The 20,133-nt window shown below is 59.4% G+C and carries 11 protein-coding genes, 2 tRNA genes, 3 rRNA genes and 4 pseudogenes; 17 read left to right on the forward strand and 3 right to left on the reverse strand.

The genetic code is table 11. The features are described 5' to 3' along the window. The first annotated feature begins 100 nt into the window (after positions 1–100). The 3 genes and pseudogenes from B0G77_RS34405 to B0G77_RS34415 all read left to right on the forward strand — a co-directional run bounded on the left by B0G77_RS34405 (position 101) and on the right by B0G77_RS34415 (position 3,556). Positions 101–1,298: pseudogene (locus tag B0G77_RS34405) on the forward strand (fumarylacetoacetate hydrolase family protein). 391 nt (positions 1,299–1,689) lie between these two features. After that, positions 1,690–2,763 carry a Dyp-type peroxidase gene (locus tag B0G77_RS34410; protein WP_133666254.1) on the forward strand — a complete coding sequence of 358 codons (1,074 nt, stop codon included), beginning with the start codon at positions 1,690–1,692 and terminating at the stop codon, positions 2,761–2,763. After that, positions 2,756–3,556: a family 1 encapsulin nanocompartment shell protein gene (locus B0G77_RS34415; protein WP_133666255.1), complete on the forward strand. Its 801-nt coding sequence runs from the start codon at positions 2,756–2,758 to the stop codon at positions 3,554–3,556. Before B0G77_RS34410 ends, B0G77_RS34415 begins: the two co-directional genes overlap by 8 nt. A gap of 239 nt (positions 3,557–3,795) precedes the next feature. On the opposite strand, the gene B0G77_RS34420 is transcribed toward B0G77_RS34415, so the two are convergent. Beyond that, a complete protein-coding gene (locus tag B0G77_RS34420; protein WP_133666256.1) occupies positions 3,796–4,983 on the reverse strand; it encodes a gamma-butyrobetaine dioxygenase in 1,188 nt (395 codons plus the stop codon). Positions 4,984–5,484: 501 nt separating this feature from the next. Between B0G77_RS34420 and B0G77_RS34425 the strand changes: the two genes are divergently transcribed. The 14 genes and pseudogenes from B0G77_RS34425 to B0G77_RS34485 all read left to right on the forward strand — a co-directional run. Next, a 16S ribosomal RNA gene (locus B0G77_RS34425) occupies positions 5,485–7,015 on the forward strand. A 65-nt stretch (positions 7,016–7,080) separates the two neighbouring features. Continuing rightward, positions 7,081–7,157: transfer RNA gene (locus tag B0G77_RS34430), tRNA-Ile, on the forward strand. Positions 7,158–7,225: 68 nt separating this feature from the next. Then, positions 7,226–7,301 (forward strand) — tRNA-Ala (locus tag B0G77_RS34435). Between the two features lie 327 nt (positions 7,302–7,628). Next, a 23S ribosomal RNA gene (locus B0G77_RS34440) occupies positions 7,629–10,614 on the forward strand. 214 nt (positions 10,615–10,828) lie between these two features. Next, a 5S ribosomal RNA gene (gene rrf, locus B0G77_RS34445) occupies positions 10,829–10,942 on the forward strand. The 16S, 23S and 5S rRNA genes sit together here with 2 tRNA genes alongside, the layout of an rRNA operon. A 199-nt stretch (positions 10,943–11,141) precedes the next feature. After that, on the forward strand, positions 11,142–11,528 hold the full coding sequence (locus B0G77_RS34450; protein WP_243750967.1) for a transposase: 387 nt from the start codon (positions 11,142–11,144) through the stop codon (positions 11,526–11,528). Then, the gene (gene tnpB / locus B0G77_RS34455) at positions 11,525–11,860 is read left to right on the forward strand and encodes an IS66 family insertion sequence element accessory protein TnpB (protein WP_133662130.1); all 336 of its coding nucleotides are present in this window, start codon (positions 11,525–11,527) and stop codon (positions 11,858–11,860) included. The genes B0G77_RS34450 and tnpB overlap by 4 nt, the downstream gene beginning before the upstream one ends. A gap of 63 nt (positions 11,861–11,923) precedes the next feature. Beyond that, positions 11,924–13,456, forward strand: coding sequence for an IS66 family transposase (locus tag B0G77_RS34460; protein ID WP_133662131.1), 1,533 nt, complete (start codon positions 11,924–11,926; stop codon positions 13,454–13,456). Positions 13,457–13,499: 43 nt separating this feature from the next. Further along, positions 13,500–14,286: pseudogene (locus B0G77_RS34465) on the forward strand (IS66 family transposase); the annotation flags it as partial. 322 nt (positions 14,287–14,608) lie between these two features. Then, positions 14,609–15,553 carry a tyrosine-type recombinase/integrase gene (locus B0G77_RS34470; RefSeq protein WP_243751336.1) on the forward strand — a complete coding sequence of 315 codons (945 nt, stop codon included), beginning with the start codon at positions 14,609–14,611 and terminating at the stop codon, positions 15,551–15,553. A gap of 456 nt (positions 15,554–16,009) precedes the next feature. Next, positions 16,010–16,237 (forward strand): tyrosine-type recombinase/integrase, encoded by a 228-nt coding sequence (locus tag B0G77_RS44880; protein WP_243751422.1) that lies wholly within the window; start codon positions 16,010–16,012, stop codon positions 16,235–16,237. Then, positions 16,183–16,581 (forward strand): hypothetical protein, encoded by a 399-nt coding sequence (locus B0G77_RS44885; protein WP_243751442.1) that lies wholly within the window; start codon positions 16,183–16,185, stop codon positions 16,579–16,581. Before B0G77_RS44880 ends, B0G77_RS44885 begins: the two co-directional genes overlap by 55 nt. After that, positions 16,578–17,575, forward strand: a pseudogene (locus B0G77_RS34480) (tyrosine-type recombinase/integrase). The gene B0G77_RS44885 and the pseudogene B0G77_RS34480 overlap by 4 nt, the downstream one beginning before the upstream one ends. Positions 17,576–17,660: 85 nt before the next feature. Then, a pseudogene (locus B0G77_RS34485) lies at positions 17,661–17,885 on the forward strand (transposase domain-containing protein); the annotation flags it as partial. Between the two features lie 66 nt (positions 17,886–17,951). On the opposite strand, the gene B0G77_RS34490 reads toward B0G77_RS34485, so the two are convergent. Both B0G77_RS34490 and B0G77_RS34495 read right to left on the reverse strand, forming a co-directional pair. Beyond that, complete coding sequence (locus B0G77_RS34490) at positions 17,952–18,620, reverse strand: hypothetical protein (protein WP_133666257.1); 669 nt, start codon at positions 18,618–18,620, stop codon at positions 17,952–17,954. Positions 18,621–18,625: 5 nt separating this feature from the next. After that, positions 18,626–20,023 (reverse strand): selenium-binding family protein, encoded by a 1,398-nt coding sequence (locus B0G77_RS34495; RefSeq protein ID WP_133666258.1) that lies wholly within the window; start codon positions 20,021–20,023, stop codon positions 18,626–18,628. Positions 20,024–20,133 lie beyond the last annotated feature (110 nt).

Consider the following 20,133-nt stretch of genomic DNA (forward strand, 5'->3'; position numbering starts at 1 on the left):
GCGAGGCGATCCGCGGCACTCGCACTAAACTCAAGGCGTGAAGCCGGGTTTGAGGCCCGGCTTTCCGGGTCTTCCAACTATTCAGAAACCATCCTTTCCTATGTCCACTTCTTCTCAACCCAGTTTCCTTCCAGACGATATCGACGAGGCGCTGCTCGTGGGCCGGGTGTGGCGCAAAGTCGGGCGGCATGAAGGGCCGTCCGTGGTCGTCGTGCGCAGCGGAGAAGTCTTCGATATCACCGCGGCCGCGCCGACCACCGCCGACCTCTTCGAGCGCGCTGACCTGCTGGATATCGCGCGCGCCGCGCCGGGTGAATCACTCGGTGCAGTGCGCGACCTGCCGCCAACGTACCCGGCGCGACGCCTGCAGTGCGACTGCTTGCGCCGTGCGACGTTCAGGCCATCAAGGCATGCGACGTGACGTTTGCTGTGAGTCTCATCGAGCGCGTCATCGAAGAGCAGGCTGGCGGCGACCCCTTAAAGGCAAATGAGGTTCGCGAGACCATTGCCTCGGTCATCGGCACGGACCTTTCGAAAATCGCGCCGGGCTCGGATGCGGCAATGAAGCTGAAGGCCGAACTCGAGCGCCGTGGTGCGTGGTCGCAGTACATGGAAGTGGGCATTGGCCCGGATGCAGAGGTATTTTCGAAGTCGCAGCCGATGTCGGCGGTAGGTTTTGGCGCCGACGTGGGGGGCTCCTGGCCGCATCGACCTGGAACAACCCGGGACCTGAAATCGTGCTCGCGGTGAATGGCCGCGGCGAGGTGGTCGGCGCGACCCTTGGCAACGACGTGAACCTGCGCGACATCGAAGGCCGCTCGGCGCTCCTGCTTGGCAAGTGCAAGGACAACAATGGCTCGTGTGCCATCGGGCCGTTTGTGCGCCTCTTCGATGGCGCATTTACGCTCGACTCCGTGCGCACTGCAAGCGTGTCGTTGCGTGTCGACGGTGCCGACGACGGCTTCGTGCTTGAAGGTGTGAGCCACATGAGCGAAATCAGCCGTGATCCGGCAAGTCTCGTAGCTCAGACCTGGGGCAGGCACCACCAGTACCCGGACGGCTTCATGCTGTTCCTTGGCACCATGTTCTCGCCCATCAAGGACCGTGACGCAAGCGGCGCAGGGTTCACGCATCACCTGGGTGACGTAGTGACCATATCGACACCCCAACTGGGTGCGCTGACCAACACCGTGCGGCTGAGCACGGAAATCGAACCGTGGACGTTCGGTGTGCGCGCGCTGTACCAGAACCTGGCCGCCCGCGGCCTGCTCGATGCGGGAACCTTGGGTTCACGCTGACAGCCCGGGAAAGCGCATAGTGCGCTGCGACGTGGCGCGCGTGAGCCGTGAAGCAGGAATACGGACGGCTATCATCGACGAATGTCCGTTGCCGCCGCACTGACGAATCGCGGCAAGCCATCGCTGGACGGATGAGTGTGACCATTTCATTACGCCGCTGGGCCGCACTCCATCCGGAGTGGGTTGAAGGTGCCCTGTCAGGCGTGCGGCCCCGCTCGCGACGCAACGTGCCAGGTTGAGCCCGCCTGCGGTCCGTTCGCCCGTCCATGCCGGAACGCCGGGTGGAATGCCACGCGCAAAGGGCGGATTCGATCGCGGCCGCGCCTGGCGTTCTCTGCCGCTTTGGGTTATATATGCTGGAGCCCAGTCCTCACTGTCAGGTCCCCGAGCGATGCCCGATACCCCGATATCTGCTGCCGGCGCTGCCGAGCCCCAGGCCGTATCCGTGCCGGTTACGAGAAGCGCGATCTTCATCGTCCTGACCGTCTCGCCTGACGCCGAAAGCCACGCCGTCGTGCGCGCATGGTGCGCGGACATTGCCGCACTCGTGCGTGCGGTGGGCAAGCGGGTCCCTGCCGCTGGCTTGTCGTGCGTGTGCGGCTTCGGCTCCGCCGCATGGGACACGCTCTTCGGCGAGCCACGCCCAGCCGGTCTGCATCCGTTTCGCGAATTCGGCTCGGGCGAGCGGGTTGCTGTATCGACACCGGGCGATATCCTGCTGCACATTCGCGCCGACCAGATGGACGTTTGCTTTGAACTGGCGACCCAACTGATGGGCCGGCTCGGCACCGCAGTGACGAGCGTGGACGAGGTGCACGGCTTTCGTTATTTCGACCAGCGTAGCATCATCGGTTTCGTCGACGGAACGGAAAATCCGGAGGGTAACGAGGCAATCGCCTTCACCACGATCGGCGACGAAGATGGCGAATTCGCCGGCGGCAGCTATGTCCTCGTGCAGAAATACCTGCACGACATGGCCAGCTGGAACGCGTTGCCGGTCGAAGCGCAGGAGCGCGTCATCGGCCGCACAAAACTCTCCGACATCGAACTCGACGACGCGATCAAACCAACCTCCTCTCACAGTTCGCTCACCACGCTCACGGAAAATGGCGAGGAAGTCAAAATCCTTCGCGACAACATGCCGTTCGGGCGGCCGGGCTCGGGCGAGTTCGGGACGTATTTCATCGGCTATGCCCGTTCGCCGGCGCCGATCGAACAGATGCTGGAAAACATGTTCGTCGGCCGCCCGCCCGGCAACTACGACCGGCTGCTCGATTTCAGCCGCGCCGTGACGGGTGGCCTGTTCTTTGTGCCTTCGGCCCCACTGCTTGAAGCGCTCGCCGATCGCAGCCCGGCCGCCGCTGCGAGCAGCGCAGGACACTCCGGATCCATACCGTCCGCCAGGCCGGTCAGCGATGGGTCGCTGAACATCGGCTCTCTGAAAGGAGTACCCAATAATGAATAACCTGCATCGAGAACTGGCCCCCATCTCCGCCGCCGCATGGTCGCAGATCGAGGAAGAGGTAGCGCGGACTTTCAAGCGCTCGGTGGCCGGACGCCGCGTCGTCGATCTAAAGGGACCCGGTGGCGCCGACCTGTCAGCCGTCGGCACGGGTCACCAGTCGATCATCGCAGCCCCGCAGGAAGGCGTAAGCGCACGACAGCGCGAGGTGAAGGCGCTGGTCGAACTGCGCGTGCCCTTCGAGTTGCAGCGTGAGGCCATCGACGATGTCGAGCGCGGGGCGAACGACTCCGACTGGCAGCCGGCGAAAGATGCCGCCATGCAGTTGGCCTATGCCGAGGACCGCGCCATTTTCGACGGCTACAAGGCGGCGAATATCGTCGGCATCCGCGAAGGTACGTCGAACCCCGTCCTCGCGTTGCCGGCCGAGCTAAGCGACTATCCGGCCGTGATCGCCAAGGCGCTCGAACAGCTGCGTCTTGCCGGCGTCGACGGCCCGTACTCGGTGTTGCTCGGCGCCGATGCCTATACCGCCGTGAGCGAAGCGAGCGATCAGGGTTACCCTGTGCTCGAACACATCAAAAGGCTGGTGAATGGAGAGATTATCTGGGCTCCGGCCATCGACGGCGGCAGTGTGCTATCGACCCGCGGCGGCGACTTCGATCTGCATATCGGTCAGGACCTTTCAATCGGGTATCTCGGCCACACGGACAACACGGTCCGTCTGTACCTGCAGGAATCGCTGACATTCCTGCTGTTGACCAGTGAGGCATCCGTTGCGGTACTGCCGAAGTAGCGGTTCCGTTGGGGCAGAAAGCTCATGTGCGCTTGCGTGCGCGTAGTCTTGTGCGGGTCGCCCTCGCGTGCGACCGGCACGCCAGGGGCGAACGATTGCTCCGGTAGATTCGTGCTGGGCAGGCGCGTCCCCCAACAAGACTCATTGCGACCGACGCGCAATGAAGCGTGTGTCGCAGTCGCGTCAAGGGGTGCGCCGGACTGGCGCATCGAATGGTGCCCCCTTGGAGTAATGTCCGATCAAACCTGACCGATTGTCCGTTCGAGCACGCGGATGCGCGACATCAGTTCATCGCGGTCGACATAACAACCTTGCAGATGACGCTTGCCCGACGACGGATCGAACTCCGTGCGGGAATGCAGTACACGGCGGTTGTCAAATACCCACATGTCCCCTGCGCACAGCCGCTTCACGATTCGAAACGACGGATCTCGCGTGAGTGCGACGAACCGTCGATAGGCCCGGTACAGTGCGGGCATTTCGTCCGCCGGCGCGTCGAACGGACCGCGCAGGAAATTTGCCACGCGTAGTTCGATCACTTCGCCGTTGACGCCGAGTTGAATCAGCGGCGCCGTCCAGCGGTAGTCGGTCGCCTTGTCCTTGTTCCGGAATTCGAGCGGCAACGTGGTCAGGGTGTGAAACTCGTCCGGCCAACGTTCGCGCAGCGCGTGGGCGATCGCGAGCCCGTCCACAAAGATGCTGTTGCCGCCTTGCGCGTCGTTGACGAGGCAGTGCAGAAACTGTAGCCCGGGCTGCAACTCGCGAGTGGGAAGATCCGTGTGCGGGGGCAAGTTGAGCGACGTATATGCGTTGCTGTTTGCATCGGGCCTGGACTCGACGTTAAAAACCACACCGAAGTTGCTCTCGCGCACGAACGAAATGCGTTCAGCGAGCGTGCGCACGGTGCCGCGCTCGACGGGTACGCCGCTTACGAGTGTCACTCCACGGGTGCCTAGTGCCTTGAGCCAGTCGAGCAGTGCCGCATCGTCTTCCATGAGCGCTGCGTAGCGAAAGGTTTCGAGCGCCCCCTGATAGTCGGCGCCCCAGGTCTTCGCGACATGCGCTTGCGCGGCGCGTTCGGCACGAGATTCAGCGTCGTAGGCGTGAGCGCGTAACCAACCCGGCTCGAAGCGGCTGATATGCCCGTCCTGCCATTCGACGCACAGTTCGCCGTATTCATCGACAGCCGAATTCGCTGGCGTCCCTTGCACCTCTACATCGACGATCTCGAATACCTGTTCGCGGGTCATTTCATGCACACAGAGGCTGCATGGGCAATTGTCGCGCAACCACTCGAAGTGGAACGGACTGACCCGGCCGTCTGACCAGGTGAGGTCAATCTTGTCGGGTTTTGTGCGCAGTGCCTCGATGTGCTGGTCCGAATGGAAGGTACGCCAGTCGCTGATTCGCTTTTCGGTCGTGTTCATCGCTCGCCCTGGAATTGACCTGCTGGTTGAACTGCTCGATGCCGACGTGGCAAAAAATATCGCAGGTCATTTCGATGAAGGCGACCGCCGGCGACGCATACTTGCTCAGGTGCGACGCAGGCGCTGCGTATTGAATGCCTGTTCCTGGTGGATGACGAGACAGAGGCCGCCGTCAAAAATAAAATTTCAAAATGTGCTTGACGGTGTCTGAGTCGGTCCGCATAATTCGCCTCCCTTCTGATGAGGGGCGCGAAAAAAAAGCAGCTGCAAGCAGCGGCTTGCTTAAGCGGATCGATCTTTAAAAACTAACAGCCGATAAGTGTGGGCGCTTGATGGCGACGCGCTGGCGGGTCCTTTCTGGGCCTGTCAGGACAGGCGAAGGTATCAAGTCTCACACAGTAATGAAAGGAAGGTTTGGCCGTCGCGAGACGGCTGGATCATTCGTCAGTACGTTGAGTGAGCGACCGGTTGGTAAAACAACCGAAAAACAGTAACAGGTTTGAACTGAAGAGTTTGATCCTGGCTCAGATTGAACGCTGGCGGCATGCCTTACACATGCAAGTCGAACGGCAGCACGGGGGCAACCCTGGTGGCGAGTGGCGAACGGGTGAGTAATACATCGGAACGTGTCCTGGAGTGGGGGATAGCCCGGCGAAAGCCGGATTAATACCGCATACGCTCTGAGGAGGAAAGCGGGGGATCGCAAGACCTCGCGCTCAAGGGGCGGCCGATGGCAGATTAGCTGGTTGGTGGGGTAAAGGCCTACCAAGGCGACGATCTGTAGCTGGTCTGAGAGGACGACCAGCCACACTGGGACTGAGACACGGCCCAGACTCCTACGGGAGGCAGCAGTGGGGAATTTTGGACAATGGGGGCAACCCTGATCCAGCAATGCCGCGTGTGTGAAGAAGGCCTTCGGGTTGTAAAGCACTTTTGTCCGGAAAGAAAACCTCAGCCCTAATACGGCGGGGGGATGACGGTACCGGAAGAATAAGCACCGGCTAACTACGTGCCAGCAGCCGCGGTAATACGTAGGGTGCGAGCGTTAATCGGAATTACTGGGCGTAAAGCGTGCGCAGGCGGTTCGTTAAGACAGATGTGAAATCCCCGGGCTTAACCTGGGAACTGCATTTGTGACTGGCGGGCTAGAGTATGGCAGAGGGGGGTAGAATTCCACGTGTAGCAGTGAAATGCGTAGAGATGTGGAGGAATACCGATGGCGAAGGCAGCCCCCTGGGCCAATACTGACGCTCATGCACGAAAGCGTGGGGAGCAAACAGGATTAGATACCCTGGTAGTCCACGCCCTAAACGATGTCAACTAGTTGTCGGGTCTTCATTGACTTGGTAACGTAGCTAACGCGTGAAGTTGACCGCCTGGGGAGTACGGTCGCAAGATTAAAACTCAAAGGAATTGACGGGGACCCGCACAAGCGGTGGATGATGTGGATTAATTCGATGCAACGCGAAAAACCTTACCTACCCTTGACATGGACGGAGCCTGGCTGAAAGGCCGGGGTGCTCGAAAGAGAACCGTCGCACAGGTGCTGCATGGCTGTCGTCAGCTCGTGTCGTGAGATGTTGGGTTAAGTCCCGCAACGAGCGCAACCCTTGTCCCTAGTTGCTACGCAAGAGCACTCTAGGGAGACTGCCGGTGACAAACCGGAGGAAGGTGGGGATGACGTCAAGTCCTCATGGCCCTTATGGGTAGGGCTTCACACGTCATACAATGGTCGGAACAGAGGGCTGCCAACCCGTGAGGGGGAGCCAATCCCAGAAAACCGATCGTAGTCCGGATCGCAGTCTGCAACTCGACTGCGTGAAGCTGGAATCGCTAGTAATCGCGGATCAGCATGCCGCGGTGAATACGTTCCCGGGTCTTGTACACACCGCCCGTCACACCATGGGAGTGGGTTTTACCAGAAGTGGCTAGTCTAACCGCAAGGAGGACGGTCACCACGGTAGGATTCATGACTGGGGTGAAGTCGTAACAAGGTAGCCGTATCGGAAGGTGCGGCTGGATCACCTCCTTTCTCGAGCCAACACGTGTTCAACGTTGAGCGCTCACGCTTATCGGCTGTGAAAAAGACAGACTCAGGGGTCTGTAGCTCAGTCGGTTAGAGCACCGTCTTGATAAGGCGGGGGTCGATGGTTCGAATCCATCCAGACCCACCATTGTCTGCGGTGGCTGATCGGTGCACCCCTGGGGTAGCGGATGCGCACAGCGGTGTGCGTGCATGACTGGGGGATTAGCTCAGCTGGGAGAGCACCTGCTTTGCAAGCAGGGGGTCGTCGGTTCGATCCCGTCATCCTCCACCAATCCTCAATGCGCAGTGTTCTGCCGGCGGTATGCGGTGCAGAGCGTTTTGCATTGGCGATTGAGCCAGTCAGAGTGATAGGTGATCGGTGATCATGCTATCGGCTGTCGTTCTTTAACAATCAGGAAGAAGTAGTAAAGAGATTCACGAAAGGGTGCCTCGAGATGGGTGTCCGAGTAGGTGAATCAGGGTTGTGATTGTATCGATGTATTTTAAAGGTGATCGAAAGATTGCTTTGGAATACGGCGCAACACGAATACTCAACCTGTAGCGATGTTGAACTGCTGCTGTTCCCAGAGGACAGGGCGGGAAGACACACTCGTTATAGGGTCAAGCGAACAAGTGCATGTGGTGGATGCCTTGGCGATCACAGGCGATGAAGGACGCGGTAGCCTGCGAAAAGCTTCGGGGAGCTGGCAAACGAGCTTTGATCCGAAGATGTCCGAATGGGGAAACCCACCTCTTTTGAGGTATCCATGGCTGAATACATAGGCCATGTGAAGCGAACGCGGTGAACTGAAACATCTAAGTAACCGCAGGAAAAGAAATCAACCGAGATTCCCAGAGTAGTGGCGAGCGAAATGGGAGCAGCCTGTACTCTTTATCTTTGTTGTTAGCCGAACGCTCTGGAAAGTGCGGCCATAGCAGGTGATAGCCCTGTAGGCGAAAACAGCGAGGAAGAACTGGGTGTACGAGAAGTAGGGCGGGACACGTGAAATCCTGTCTGAAGATGGGGGGACCATCCTCCAAGGCTAAATACTCGTGATCGACCGATAGTGAACCAGTACCGTGAGGGAAAGGCGAAAAGAACCCCGGGAGGGGAGTGAAACAGATCCTGAAACCGCATGCATACAAACAGTCGGAGCCCCGCTTTAAGCGCTTTGGGCGCGCTCACGAAGTGAGTGCGTCAAAAGACATCGAGTCTGAAACAGGACAGCTGCGCGCTTAGGGCGGATTTAAGCGCGAGAGCGCTTAAAGCGGGGTGACGGCGTACCTTTTGTATAATGGGTCAGCGACTTACATTCAGTGGCAAGCTTAACCGATTAGGGCAGGCGTAGCGAAAGCGAGTCCGAACAGGGCGTTCAGTCGCTGGGTGTAGACCCGAAACCAGGTGATCTATCCATGGCCAGGATGAAGGTGCGGTAACACGTACTGGAGGTCCGAACCCACTAACGTTGAAAAGTTAGGGGATGAGCTGTGGATAGGGGTGAAAGGCTAAACAAACCTGGAAATAGCTGGTTCTCTCCGAAAACTATTTAGGTAGTGCCTCGTGTATCACCTTCGGGGGTAGAGCACTGTCATGGTTGAAGGGTCCATTGCGGATTACTTCGCCATAGCAAACTCCGAATACCGAAGAGTGCAATCACGGGAGACAGACATCGGGTGCTAACGTCCGGTGTCAAGAGGGAAACAACCCAGACCGCCAGCTAAGGTCCCCAAATATTGCTAAGTGGGAAACGAAGTGGGAAGGCTAAAACAGTCAGGAGGTTGGCTTAGAAGCAGCCACCCTTTAAAGAAAGCGTAATAGCTCACTGATCGAGTCGTCCTGCGCGGAAGATGTAACGGGGCTAAGCAATATACCGAAGCTGCGGATGCACAGCAATGTGCATGGTAGGAGAGCGTTCCGTAAGCCTGCGAAGGTGCACTGGAAAGTGTGCTGGAGGTATCGGAAGTGCGAATGCTGACATGAGTAGCGATAAAGGGGGTGAAAGGCCCCCTCGCCGTAAGCCCAAGGTTTCCTACGCAACGTTCATCGGCGTAGGGTGAGTCGGCCCCTAAGGCGAGGCAGAAATGCGTAGCTGATGGGAAGCAGATTAATATTTCTGCACCATTGTGAAATGCGATGGGGGGACGGATCGCGGAAGGTTGTCCGGGTGTTGGAAGTCCCGGTTCCTGTGTTGGAGAAGGCGCTTTGGCAAATCCGGGCGCGTAATTCAAGGGCATGGGACGAGCCGCTTAGGCGGCGAAGCAACTGGAAGGGGTTCCAGGAAAAGCCTCTAAGCTTCAGTTTCACGATGACCGTACCGCAAACCGACACAGGTGGGCGAGATGAGTATTCTAAGGCGCTTGAGAGAACTCGGGAGAAGGAACTCGGCAAATTGGTACCGTAACTTCGGGATAAGGTACGCCCCGGTAGCTTGACTGGCCTGCGCCAGAAGGGTGAAGGGGTTGCAATAAACTGGTGGCTGCGACTGTTTAATAAAAACACAGCACTCTGCAAACACGAAAGTGGACGTATAGGGTGTGACGCCTGCCCGGTGCCGGAAGATTAAATGATGGGGTGCAAGCTCTTGATTGAAGTCCCGGTAAACGGCGGCCGTAACTATAACGGTCCTAAGGTAGCGAAATTCCTTGTCGGGTAAGTTCCGACCTGCACGAATGGCGTAACGATGGCCACACTGTCTCCTCCCGAGACTCAGCGAAGTTGAAGTGTTTGTGATGATGCAATCTCCCCGCGGCTAGACGGAAAGACCCCATGAACCTTTACTGTAGCTTTGCATTGGACTTTGAACCGGTCTGTGTAGGATAGGTGGGAGGCTATGAAGCGTGAACGCCAGTTTGCGTGGAGCCGTCCTTGAAATACCACCCTGGCTTGTTTGAGGTTCTAACCTTGGCCCGTGATCCGGGTCGGGGACAGTGCATGGTAGGCAGTTTGACTGGGGCGGTCTCCTCCCAAAGTGTAACGGAGGAGTACGAAGGTACGCTAGGTACGGTCGGAAATCGTGCTGATAGTGCAATGGCATAAGCGTGCTTAACTGCGAGACCGACAAGTCGAGCAGGTGCGAAAGCAGGTCATAGTGATCCGGTGGTTCTGTATGGAAGGGCCATCGCTCAACGGATAAAAGGTACTCTGGGGATAACAGGCTGATACCGCCCAAGAGTTCATATCGACGGCGGTGTTTGGCACCTCGATGTCGGCTCATCTCATCCTGGGGCTGTAGCCGGTCCCAAGGGTATGGCTGTTCGCCATTTAAAGAGGTACGTGAGCTGGGTTTAAAACGTCGTGAGACAGTTTGGTCCCTATCTGCCGTGGGCGCTGGATATTTGAAGGGGGCTGCTCCTAGTACGAGAGGACCGGAGTGGACGAACCTCTGGTGTACCGGTTGTCACGCCAGTGGCATCGCCGGGTAGCTATGTTCGGAAGAGATAACCGCTGAAAGCATCTAAGCGGGAAACTCGCCTTAAGATGAGATATCCCCGGGGCTTCGAGCCCCTTGAAGGGTCGTTCAAGACCAGGACGTTGATAGGTCAGGTGTGGAAGCGCAGTAATGCGTTAAGCTAACTGATACTAATTGCCCGTAAGGCTTGATCCTATAACCAGTGTGTTTTGTGTCGATCAATGTTAGCGCTTCAGCGCTTACAGTGATCCCACCCCCGAAGGGGGTAACGCGCTCAGGTTGAGACCGGTGTTGTGCCCGACACATCACAGCCCGCATCCCGCTGATGAGCCATCATCGGCAACTACTTCTTCCCGATTGGTTGTGCTGCCCCGGGCCCAGAACCCCCGCAGCGCGACAACAAGTCATGCCTGATGACCATAGCGTGTCGGTACCACCCCTTCCCATCCCGAACAGGACCGTGAAACGACTCCACGCCGATGATAGTGCGGATTGCCCGTGTGAAAGTAGGTAATCGTCAGGCTCCCCTGCAGCACCAGAAACCCCACCCCGAAAAGGTGGGGTTTCTGCGTTTACACACCCTGCCCGCAGCAGCAGTGCATACGGCACCATGCAGCGTCGCGGCCGCTGTATCGTAAGCGCCCGGCCATGTCACCTTGAACCGGCGGGTCATGAAAGCGACGATCGTGTCCACCTATTTTTTTAATGGACACGTGTACGCTATGAACGAAAATGAAGTGGGTTCTGAAGTGGTGCAGCCGAGGCGGCGCCGTCGGCACAGCAAGGAGTTCAAGGAGAAGGTGATTCGTGCGGCGATGCAGCCGAATGTGTCAATCGCTGCGGTCGCGCTGCATTACCAGTTGAATGCGAATTTGTTGCGCCGATGGGTGGCTGCACAGGAGGAACAGGACCTCGCACGTGAGGCGCGCCAGTCGATGAGCGTGCCGCCGGCGGAGTTCGTTCCGCTGCAACTGCAGGCGCCGGGCGCGGTGCCCGCTTCGACGGAGATTCAGATCGAGGTGCGCCGGGGAGCGGCGACCGTCATGGTGCGCTGGCCGCTTTGTGCCGCAGCCGATTGCGCCGCCTGGTTGCAAGGGTGGCTGCGATGATCCGCATCGAGGCGATCTGGCTGGCGACGGAGCCCATCGATATGCGCGCCGGCATCGACACGGTCCTGGCGCGTGTGGTCAAGGTGTTCGGCGCGGCACGTCCGCACCACGCCTACCTGTTCGCCAATAAGCATTCGACGCGCATGAAGGTACTGGTGTACGACGGGTTCGGTATCTGGTTGGCTGCGCGTCGCCTGAACAAGGGGCGGTTCATCTGGACGAATGGGGACCAGGCGATCGCCACCGCGCTCAATCCCGAGCAGTTGCGAGCGCTCGTGACCGGACTACCGTGGCAGACGCTCACACACGATCACGCGATTACGGTCGTGTAATACCCCCAAAGACGTAAACTGGCTTGCTTGCCGCAGCGGGTTGGGTTCTGGCAGACTGGCCCCATGAACCTGCCCGCCAACCTCGACGCTCTGAGCCCCGACGAACTGCGCACACTGGCTGCGCAGTTGATGGCTCAGGTCGGCGAGAACGAGCGGGAACTGCGCTACCGTAAGACGCGCATCGACCAGCTCACACACGAGATTGCCGTGCTCAGGCGTCTGCATTTCGGCAAGCGCAGCGAGCAGCTCAACGCCGAGCAACTGAGTCTGCTCAATGAGGCGATCGATGCCGATCTGGCAGCACTCGAAATCGAACTTGAGCAGTTGCAGCCGGATACACCACCGGATAAGCAACGACAGAAGCCCAGGCGCACACCGCTGCCTCCGCACTTGCCGCGCACCGACATCCACCATGAACCCGACGACAAGACGTGCTCCTGCGGTTGCCAGCGAGTGCGTATCGGCGAGGACGTCAGCGAGAAGCTGGACTATACGCCGGGCGTGTTCACGGTCGAGCGGCACATTCGCGGCAAGTGGGCCTGCAAGGCGTGCGAAACGCTGATTCAGGCGCCTGTTCCGCCTCATGTGATCGACAAGGGCATCCCTACCGCCGGCTTGCTCGCGCAAGTGCTGGTCGCCAAATACGGCGATCACTTGCCGCTGTACCGTCAGGAACGCATCTTCGAACGCGCGGGTCTTGCAATTCCCCAATCAACGCTTGGCGAGTGGGTTGGCGTTTGCGGCGTGCGGTTGCAGCCGCTAGTCGACGCGCTGCGCGACGAGCTTCTGCAACAGGGTGTGCTGCACGCCGATGAGACGCCGGTGCAAATGCTGGTTCCCGGTAAAGGAAAAACGCAACGCGCCTATGTATGGGCGTATGCCACCACGCAGTTCGCCGACGTGCGCGCAGTGGTCTATGAATTCGCGGATAGCCGTGCTGGCGAACATGCTCGCACGTTCCTCGGCAAATGGCGTGGCAAGCTGGTGTGTGATGATTACAGCGCCTATAAAGCCGGATTCGAGCTGGGCATCACTGAAATCGGCTGCGCGGCACATGCCAGGAGGAAGTTCTTCGAACTGTACGCCAACCACAAGAGCCAGATCGCGGAACAGGCCCTGAAATACTTCGTCGCGCTATACGACGTCGAGCGCGACGTTGCAGACCTGAAGCCCGATCGAAGATGTATCGAGCGCCAAGAGCGAGCGCGACCCATTGCCGATGCATTGCATGCCTGGATGACCGGTCAGCGCAAACTGGTCTCCGAGGGATCGGCGATCGCCAGGGCACTCGACTACAGCCTCAAGCGATGGGACGCGCTTACACGCTACCTGGTCGATGGGCATGTGCCCATCGACAACAACTGGCTGGAAAATCAGATTCGTCCATGGGCCCTGGGAAGGGCGAACTGGCTCTTCGCGGGCTCTTTGCGTGCGGGCCAACGTGCAGCCGCGATTATGAGCCTGATTCGATCAGCGCAGCTCAACGGCCATGATCCATACGTCTACCTGAAAGACGTACTGAATCGCTTGCCAACGCATCGCGCCGACCACATCGCTCAGCTACTGCCTCATCGCTGGGCGCCGATCACCGCCTGATCGCTGTAGGCACTCCCCAGGGTGCCATTGCCGGGCGCTTACGGTTCAGGCACCTGTTCCACCTCATGTGATCGACAAGGGTATTCCCACTGCAGGACTGCTCGCACAGGTGTTAGTCGCCAGGTACGGCGATCACTTGCCCTTGTACCGCCAGGAACGCATCTTCGAGCGCGCGGGTCTGGCCATTGCTCAATCAACGCCTGGCGAGTGGGTTGGAGTTTGCGGTGTGCGCTTGCAGCCGCTGGTCGACGCGCTGCACGAAGTACTTCTCCAGCAGGACGTACTGCACGCCGACGAAACACCCGTGCAGATGCTGGTTCCCGGCAAAGGGAAGACGCAGCGCGCGTACGTATGGGCGTATGCCACCACGCAGTTCGCCGACGTGCGCGCCGTGATCTATGAGTTCGCCGATAGCCGAGCGGGCGAACCTGCCCGCAGGTTCCTCGGTGACTGGCGCGGCAAGCTGGTATGTGACGACCACAGCGGCTACAAGGCTGGATCCGAGCTGGGTTTCACTGAAATCGGATGTGTAGCCCATGCGAGACGGAAGTTCTTTGAGCTGCACGCCAACCACAAGAGTCAGATCGCCGAACAGGCGCTGAAATACTTCGGCGCACTATGGTGTCGAGCGCGACGTCGCAGAACTGAAGCCCGATCGAAGACGCGAGGTTCGCCAGGAGCGTGCCCGGCCGATCGCCGATGCCTTACATGAGTGGATGCTCGCCCAGCGCAAACTGGTCTCCGAGGGATCGGCGATCGCCAAAGCGCTCGACTACAGCCTCAGGCGCTGGGAGGCGCTCACGCGTTATCTGGTCGATGGACACGTGCCGACTTCCCGATTATGCCGCGTCATGCATGCGCGTGACGGTGGGTATGGTCTTTCGTGATTGCTGTGTCGGCATAACCGTATGATTTCTCAGGCTGGCTATCTCGCTGGCCAGGAGAGATCAAATGAAGGCGACACGCACAATCAGCGAATCCGGCGGGCTGCCGGCCCGTCACATTGATGCATTTCTTGATCGTCTACGCGCCGCACACTATTCCGAAGTAACGCTTCGCAAGAAACGAAGAGTCCTGTGTACGTTCTCTGGGTGGACGAAGTGCAGGAACATCGACCTGATTGATCTCGATGAGTCTGCCGCGACTCGTTTTATGACGCGCCTGATCGAGGCCCCACGAGACCGCGTCCAGCGCGAGCGTGCCACATTGCGGCAGTTCCTCGCCTATCTGCGCGCCGAAGCCATCGTGCACTCGCCGACGTTGGGCGACCAATCCGCGATCGCGCGCATCTATTGCCGATACCTGGATCATCTGAGGCAGGATCGTGGACTCGCGGGGAACTCGCTGCTTGTCTACGGGCCTTTCATTCGCGACTTTCTCCACAGCCACGCGGCCGGCGACGGAAGTATATTGCCCGATGCCTTTGACGCGGTAACGATCCGGAATCACCTTCTTTCCCGCAGCAAAGGGCGGTCGTCGGAGTACACGCGGCTGATGGCAGTTGCGCTTCGTTCGTTCTGCCATTTCCTCTTTCTGCGCGGCGATACGGCACGAGACCTGTATGAGTCAGTGCCCTCAGTTCGTAAGTGGCGACAGTCAACTGTGCCGACGTTCCTCACGCCTGAGCAGCAAGAAGCTCTTATTGCAACTGCAGACCGGTCGACTCCGTGCGGTCGCCGTGACTATGCAATCCTGCTGTTGCTGGCGCGGCTCGGTCTACGTGCCGGAGAAATCGTCGCAATCGAGCTTGACGACATTCACTGGCGTTCGGGAGAACTCGTCGTTCATGGCAAGGGGCGAATGGTGGAGCATGTCCCGCTGTCATCCGAGGTTGGAGAGGCGATCGCGACATACCTTCGCGATGGTCGCGGAGTGAGCGCATCACGACGGGTCTTCCTGCGCATGTGGGCACCGCGAATTGGCTTGGCAGGACCGTCGGCGATTGGCCAGATTGTTCGTCTGGCCTTCGCCCGTGCCGGGTTCCGGCCCGCGTGCCGGGGCGCTGCACATCTATTTCGTCACGGACTGGCGACGACGATGATTCGTCATGGTGCCTCGATGGCGGAAATAGCCGAGGTTTTGCGGCACCGCTCGTAGGACAGTACCGCGATCTATGCAAAGGTCGCGTTTGAGGACCTGCGCGGGATCGCGCTCGTGGCCCATGGCAGGAGGTGCAATATGACTGCGATCCTTGACTCTCTCGCACGGTACGTGGCGGTCCGCCGTGCTCTCGGGGCGTCATTCTATGAACCTGCGTTGGCACTCGGTCATTTCGTTGATCTTCTGGAACACGAAGGCGCCGAGTTCATTACCATCGATCTGGCTCTGCGCTGGGCGACGGCTCCCGTACTCGTCGAACGTGCCACCTGGGGGCGGCGCCTCTCCCAAGTCAGAGGATTCGCCAGATGGATGAACGTCATTGACAGTCGAAACCAGATTCCTCCAGCAGGACTCCTGACTGCCCGAAGACGGCGCAATGCCCCGCATATTTACACTGAACAGGAAATTGACCTGCTTATGACCCAGGCCGCTCAACTACGCTCCCGAACCGGCATGCGAGCACTGACCTATTCGACGCTCATAGGGCTTCTTGTAGCGACGGGCCTCAGGCCAGGCGAAGCGCTTCGACTCGACCGGTCCGACGTTGACCTCGTTAACGGGATACTCTCCATCCGGGAGTCGAAGTTCGGCAAGTCTCGCTTTGTTCCTGTGCAAGAGTCGACCGGGTGGCACTCGAACACTATGCCCAGAAGCGCGATAAGGTCTATCCTTTACGATTGAGCGAGGCGTTTCTGGTTAGTGAGCGCGGCAACCGGCTGAAGGCCTGCACAACGCGAAGCATGTTCGTCAGAATGTCACGCGCGATCGGTCTGCGATCGGCGACAGAGGATGGGCGCGATGGTTACGGCCCGCGCCTCCAGGACTTCCGGCACAGCTTCGCGACTGGAAGGCTGGTCGATTGGTATCGCGCCGGTCTGGACGTGAGCCGTGAATTGCCGAAACTTGCCGCTTACCTCGGACATGTCAACGTTGGCCTTACGTACTGGTACATCGAAGCGGTTCCTGAGTTACTTGAACTTGCGGCAGCCTATCTCGACAAGAACTGTCCGGGAGAGCGGCCGTGAGCGCCGCCGGCCTCCCATCCCTCGTTCAGCGGTTTTTTACCCAGCGCCTGCTCGAGCAGCAAGGTCTGAGTTCGCATACGGTGGCAAGTTACCGTGACACGTTCCGGCTGCTGCTAGCGTTTGCCACGAAGCATGTGGGGCGCACGCCGTCAAACTGCGAATCGAGGACTTCGACGTGTCGTTGATCGAGGAATTCCTGCAGCACCTCGAACACGGCAGAGGCAATTCGGTGCGAACACGCAATACGCGGCTTGCCGCCGTGCATGCCTTCTTCCGGTTCGTCGCGGTCAGCGAGCCTGCGTTGTTTCTGCAGTGTCAGCGCATTCTTGCAATTCCATCTAAACGCTGCGAGCACCGCCCTGTTGAGTTTCTGACCGAAAGCGAGGCCGCCGCTCTGGTAGGGGCGCCTGACGTACGAACGTGGATCGGCAACCGCGACCGAACTCTGCTTCTTGTAGCGGTTCAAACGGGTCTGCGCAACGGCGAATTGACCGCGCTCCGGCGTCAGGATGTGATACTCGGCACAGGCGCCCACGTCCGTTGCCTTGGCAAAGGCAGAAAGATGAGATGCACTCCGCTGCGACCGGATGTCGTTGCCGTCCTGAAAGAATGGCTGTTGCATCAACCAGGCGAACCAGGTGATCCGGTCTTCCCCAGTTGGCGCGGTGGTCATCTCAGTGCCGACGCTCTTCAGCGACTCGTGTCGCACAACGCCGAAATCGCGCGTCTCTCGTGCCCTTCGCTGAAGAAAAAATCAATAACGCCTCACACGCTTCGGCACACGGCCGCGATGAGCCTGATGCATCACGGCGTCGACCTGACCGTAATCGCGCTCTGGCTCGGTCACGAGTCCTCCGAGACTACTCAGATCTACTTGCACGCCGACATGCAACTCAAGGAACGCGCGCTCGCGCACGCCACGGCGAGCGGCGTCGCGCCGACACGCTACAAACCGCCAGATCCGTTGCTCGCCTTCCTGGAGGCTCTCCAATAATGCCGACAATCCGAGCAACCAGGAATAGAGATTCGCCCAACCGTTGTGTGCGTGGATTCATGACGCGGCATAATCGGGGAGTCGGCATAACTGGGTCGAGAACCAGATCCGTCCGCGGGCTGTCGGCCGGTCCAATTGGCTGTTCGCCGGATCGCTGCGTGCGGGTCAGCGCGCGGCCGCCATCATGAGCTTGATCCGCTGGGCGCAATTGAATGGGCTCGATCCACTCGCCTACCTGAAGGACGTCCTGACACGCTTGCCGACGCACAAGGCCAACGACATCGACGCGCTACTGCCGCATTGCTGGCAGCTCTCTCGACCGCCGCCTAGACTCGCTCGTCAAGACGGGTTGGCTAGCCGCTCACGTCTTCTCGATTCAGAGGCCCAGTTGCGCAACACCGCAGCCTAACAACGACACTGTCCAAAGAAGATCGAAGTTCACCCACTTTGTCCGAAGGCATGCCACACCGATACGGTCAAAAACCACCAGCGATATCACGGCAGTCGTAAGCAGCATTGCAGCGGTGTGCAGAAAGAGCGCTGCCGATGCCATCGTGGCAATGGTTGATATGCTAGCGGACACATCAGTCGATGCGCGCACCGCCGCAGAGCTAGTGGATAATCCGTCGCACATCGGTAGCAGCGCCGGAATCAGCATCAAGCCGGCACCGTGCGCGCCAGCCATCAGAAAAGACCATCCTGTCAGGCCCACGAAGCCGGCCTGCATGCCGACGGGCGAGCGCATCCGATGGCCTCGCCACGCATGCCATCCCGCCCAGCCAATCAGGAACACTCCGCATATCCGGCCCAACGCTTGATGGTCAAGCACCGCGCTCAGCGAAAATCCGGCCGTCAGCACACAAGCCGCCGCGACGGCATGGCCAAGGGAAATCGGAATGAGCGATAACATGACGACGCGCCGACTGCGCCGATACAGCCCGAGCGCGACCGCAAACAGCCAGCCCATCGCTGGATTGAGTCCGTGAAACGCCCCCAACCCGGCGATAACCACCCACGTCCACCAAGGCGACGTCGATAGATTCATGGACGTCACGGGTAGCAGTACGAATCCGACGAACAGTCGCCACCCTGCAGACGAATCTGATGCGGGCGGTGCCCAGCCGGCCAGTCGATGAAGAATTTCGGATCGAAGGCGAGCCCACCGTTCGGGGCAGCATCGAGCTTGACCATCCAGCCGTCGATACCTTCAGGATAGAACTGGGAGTCGACCACTCCGTAAAGCGAGTTGGTGAAATAGATCCGTTTGCCGTCGCGGCTGACTTCCACCATCTGCGGACCGCCGTTCAATGCATCGTTGGGTGCTGCCGGATGCGCGGCACGCGACACAATTCCGCCGATTCTGACTTTTCCCACGAGCGTCGGCGCGAACGGATCAGAGACGTCGTATTGCAGCAGATCTCCGGTACCCCAGCATGAAACGTAAAGGAAGCGGTCATCCATCGACAGAGCGATATCCGTCACAAGCGGCGGTACCGCGCCGAACGATTCGAGCATCGGCGGCAGTAAATTCGCGGCCGCCGGTTCCGCAGGAATGTCGATGACCTTGCGGACGGCCCATTTGTGGCCGTCGTCGCGATGCCACACCCAGATCGATGACGACAGATCCTTCAGGCTGATCACGCAATTGACGAAACCGTACGGCTTCGTCGGGTCGTGAGCGGGTCGCAATTCGAATACAAGCTGATACTCTGGCCCGAAGTCTATTTCCTGCAGATGCTTGCGTCGCGTGAGGTCCCAGAAGTGCAATCGCCTCCCATACCGCGCGCCTAGCAGTACCTCGGGAATCAAGCCGTTTTCGAACGTGTCCGGCGTTCCCCATTCGCTCGTCACGAGCGTGTCATAGCCGAGATGCCACCAGCCGTCGTAAGCCAGTTGCTGCGAGCCGCGGTCGACTTCCCAGCGCCCGAGCGGTTCGAAGCTTTGCGGATCGAGCAGGAAAACGCCACCCGGTGCGCCACCGTCGGCGCTGCCGAGCGCAGTCACGTAAATACCGCCAGGACCGCAATGGACCGTGTGTGGCCGCGTGTAACCGGTTCGGCTCGCGATCGTCTCGGGTTCGATGATCTTGACGATGCTCGGCTTCAGCGGATCAGCTTTCGTATCGACGATATAGATGCGCGATGAGCGCAACCCTGGCACTACCAGATAGCGCCGCTCAGTGTGCGGATGAGGTGCATTGGGACACAGACACGAAGAACAGGCGTTCCAGCCGAAGTGATGCAGTTCGTCGCCCGTATTCGGCATCGTCAGCGTACCGACGATGTTGGCATAATCGGACGAGGCGGGATCGACATCGACGATCTCGATAGCGTCGGGCAGACCCCGGTCGGGGTCGAACGCCGCGACGTACGCGAGTTTCTCGGGCGGCGCCTGCGCCGCGAGACGAGGTGACGGATAAAAGCTTGGATCGGGCTTCCAGATGCTCATCGCGTTCCTCCGGGTGCCGATGAAGCGGCACGACAGGACTGCACATCATGAACTGTAGCCGCTTCCGGCGATCGGTAAAGCTCAATATGGAATAAGCAAATTCATCGGGA

The organism is Paraburkholderia sp. BL10I2N1 (assembly GCF_004361815.1).
Classification (GTDB): Bacteria; Pseudomonadota; Gammaproteobacteria; order Burkholderiales; family Burkholderiaceae; genus Paraburkholderia.

Bases quoted from the DNA above. Each gene is read 5' to 3' on its own strand.
- tnpB (WP_133662130.1), top strand. From the start codon at position 11,525: ATGATCCGCATCGAGGCGATCTGGCTGGCGACGGAGCCCATCGATATG.
- B0G77_RS34420 (WP_133666256.1), bottom strand. From the start codon at position 4,983: ATGAACACGACCGAAAAGCGAATCAGCGACTGGCGTACCTTCCATTCG.
- B0G77_RS34450 (WP_243750967.1), top strand. From the start codon at position 11,142: ATGAACGAAAATGAAGTGGGTTCTGAAGTGGTGCAGCCGAGGCGGCGC.
- B0G77_RS34490 (WP_133666257.1), bottom strand. From the start codon at position 18,620: ATGAATCTATCGACGTCGCCTTGGTGGACGTGGGTGGTTATCGCCGGG.
- B0G77_RS34495 (WP_133666258.1), bottom strand. From the start codon at position 20,023: ATGAGCATCTGGAAGCCCGATCCAAGCTTTTATCCGTCACCTCGTCTC.
- B0G77_RS34410 (WP_133666254.1), top strand. From the start codon at position 1,690: ATGCCCGATACCCCGATATCTGCTGCCGGCGCTGCCGAGCCCCAGGCC.
- B0G77_RS34415 (WP_133666255.1), top strand. From the start codon at position 2,756: ATGAATAACCTGCATCGAGAACTGGCCCCCATCTCCGCCGCCGCATGG.
- B0G77_RS44880 (WP_243751422.1), top strand. From the start codon at position 16,010: ATGCGAGCACTGACCTATTCGACGCTCATAGGGCTTCTTGTAGCGACG.
- B0G77_RS34470 (WP_243751336.1), top strand. From the start codon at position 14,609: ATGACGCGCCTGATCGAGGCCCCACGAGACCGCGTCCAGCGCGAGCGT.
- B0G77_RS34460 (WP_133662131.1), top strand. From the start codon at position 11,924: ATGAACCTGCCCGCCAACCTCGACGCTCTGAGCCCCGACGAACTGCGC.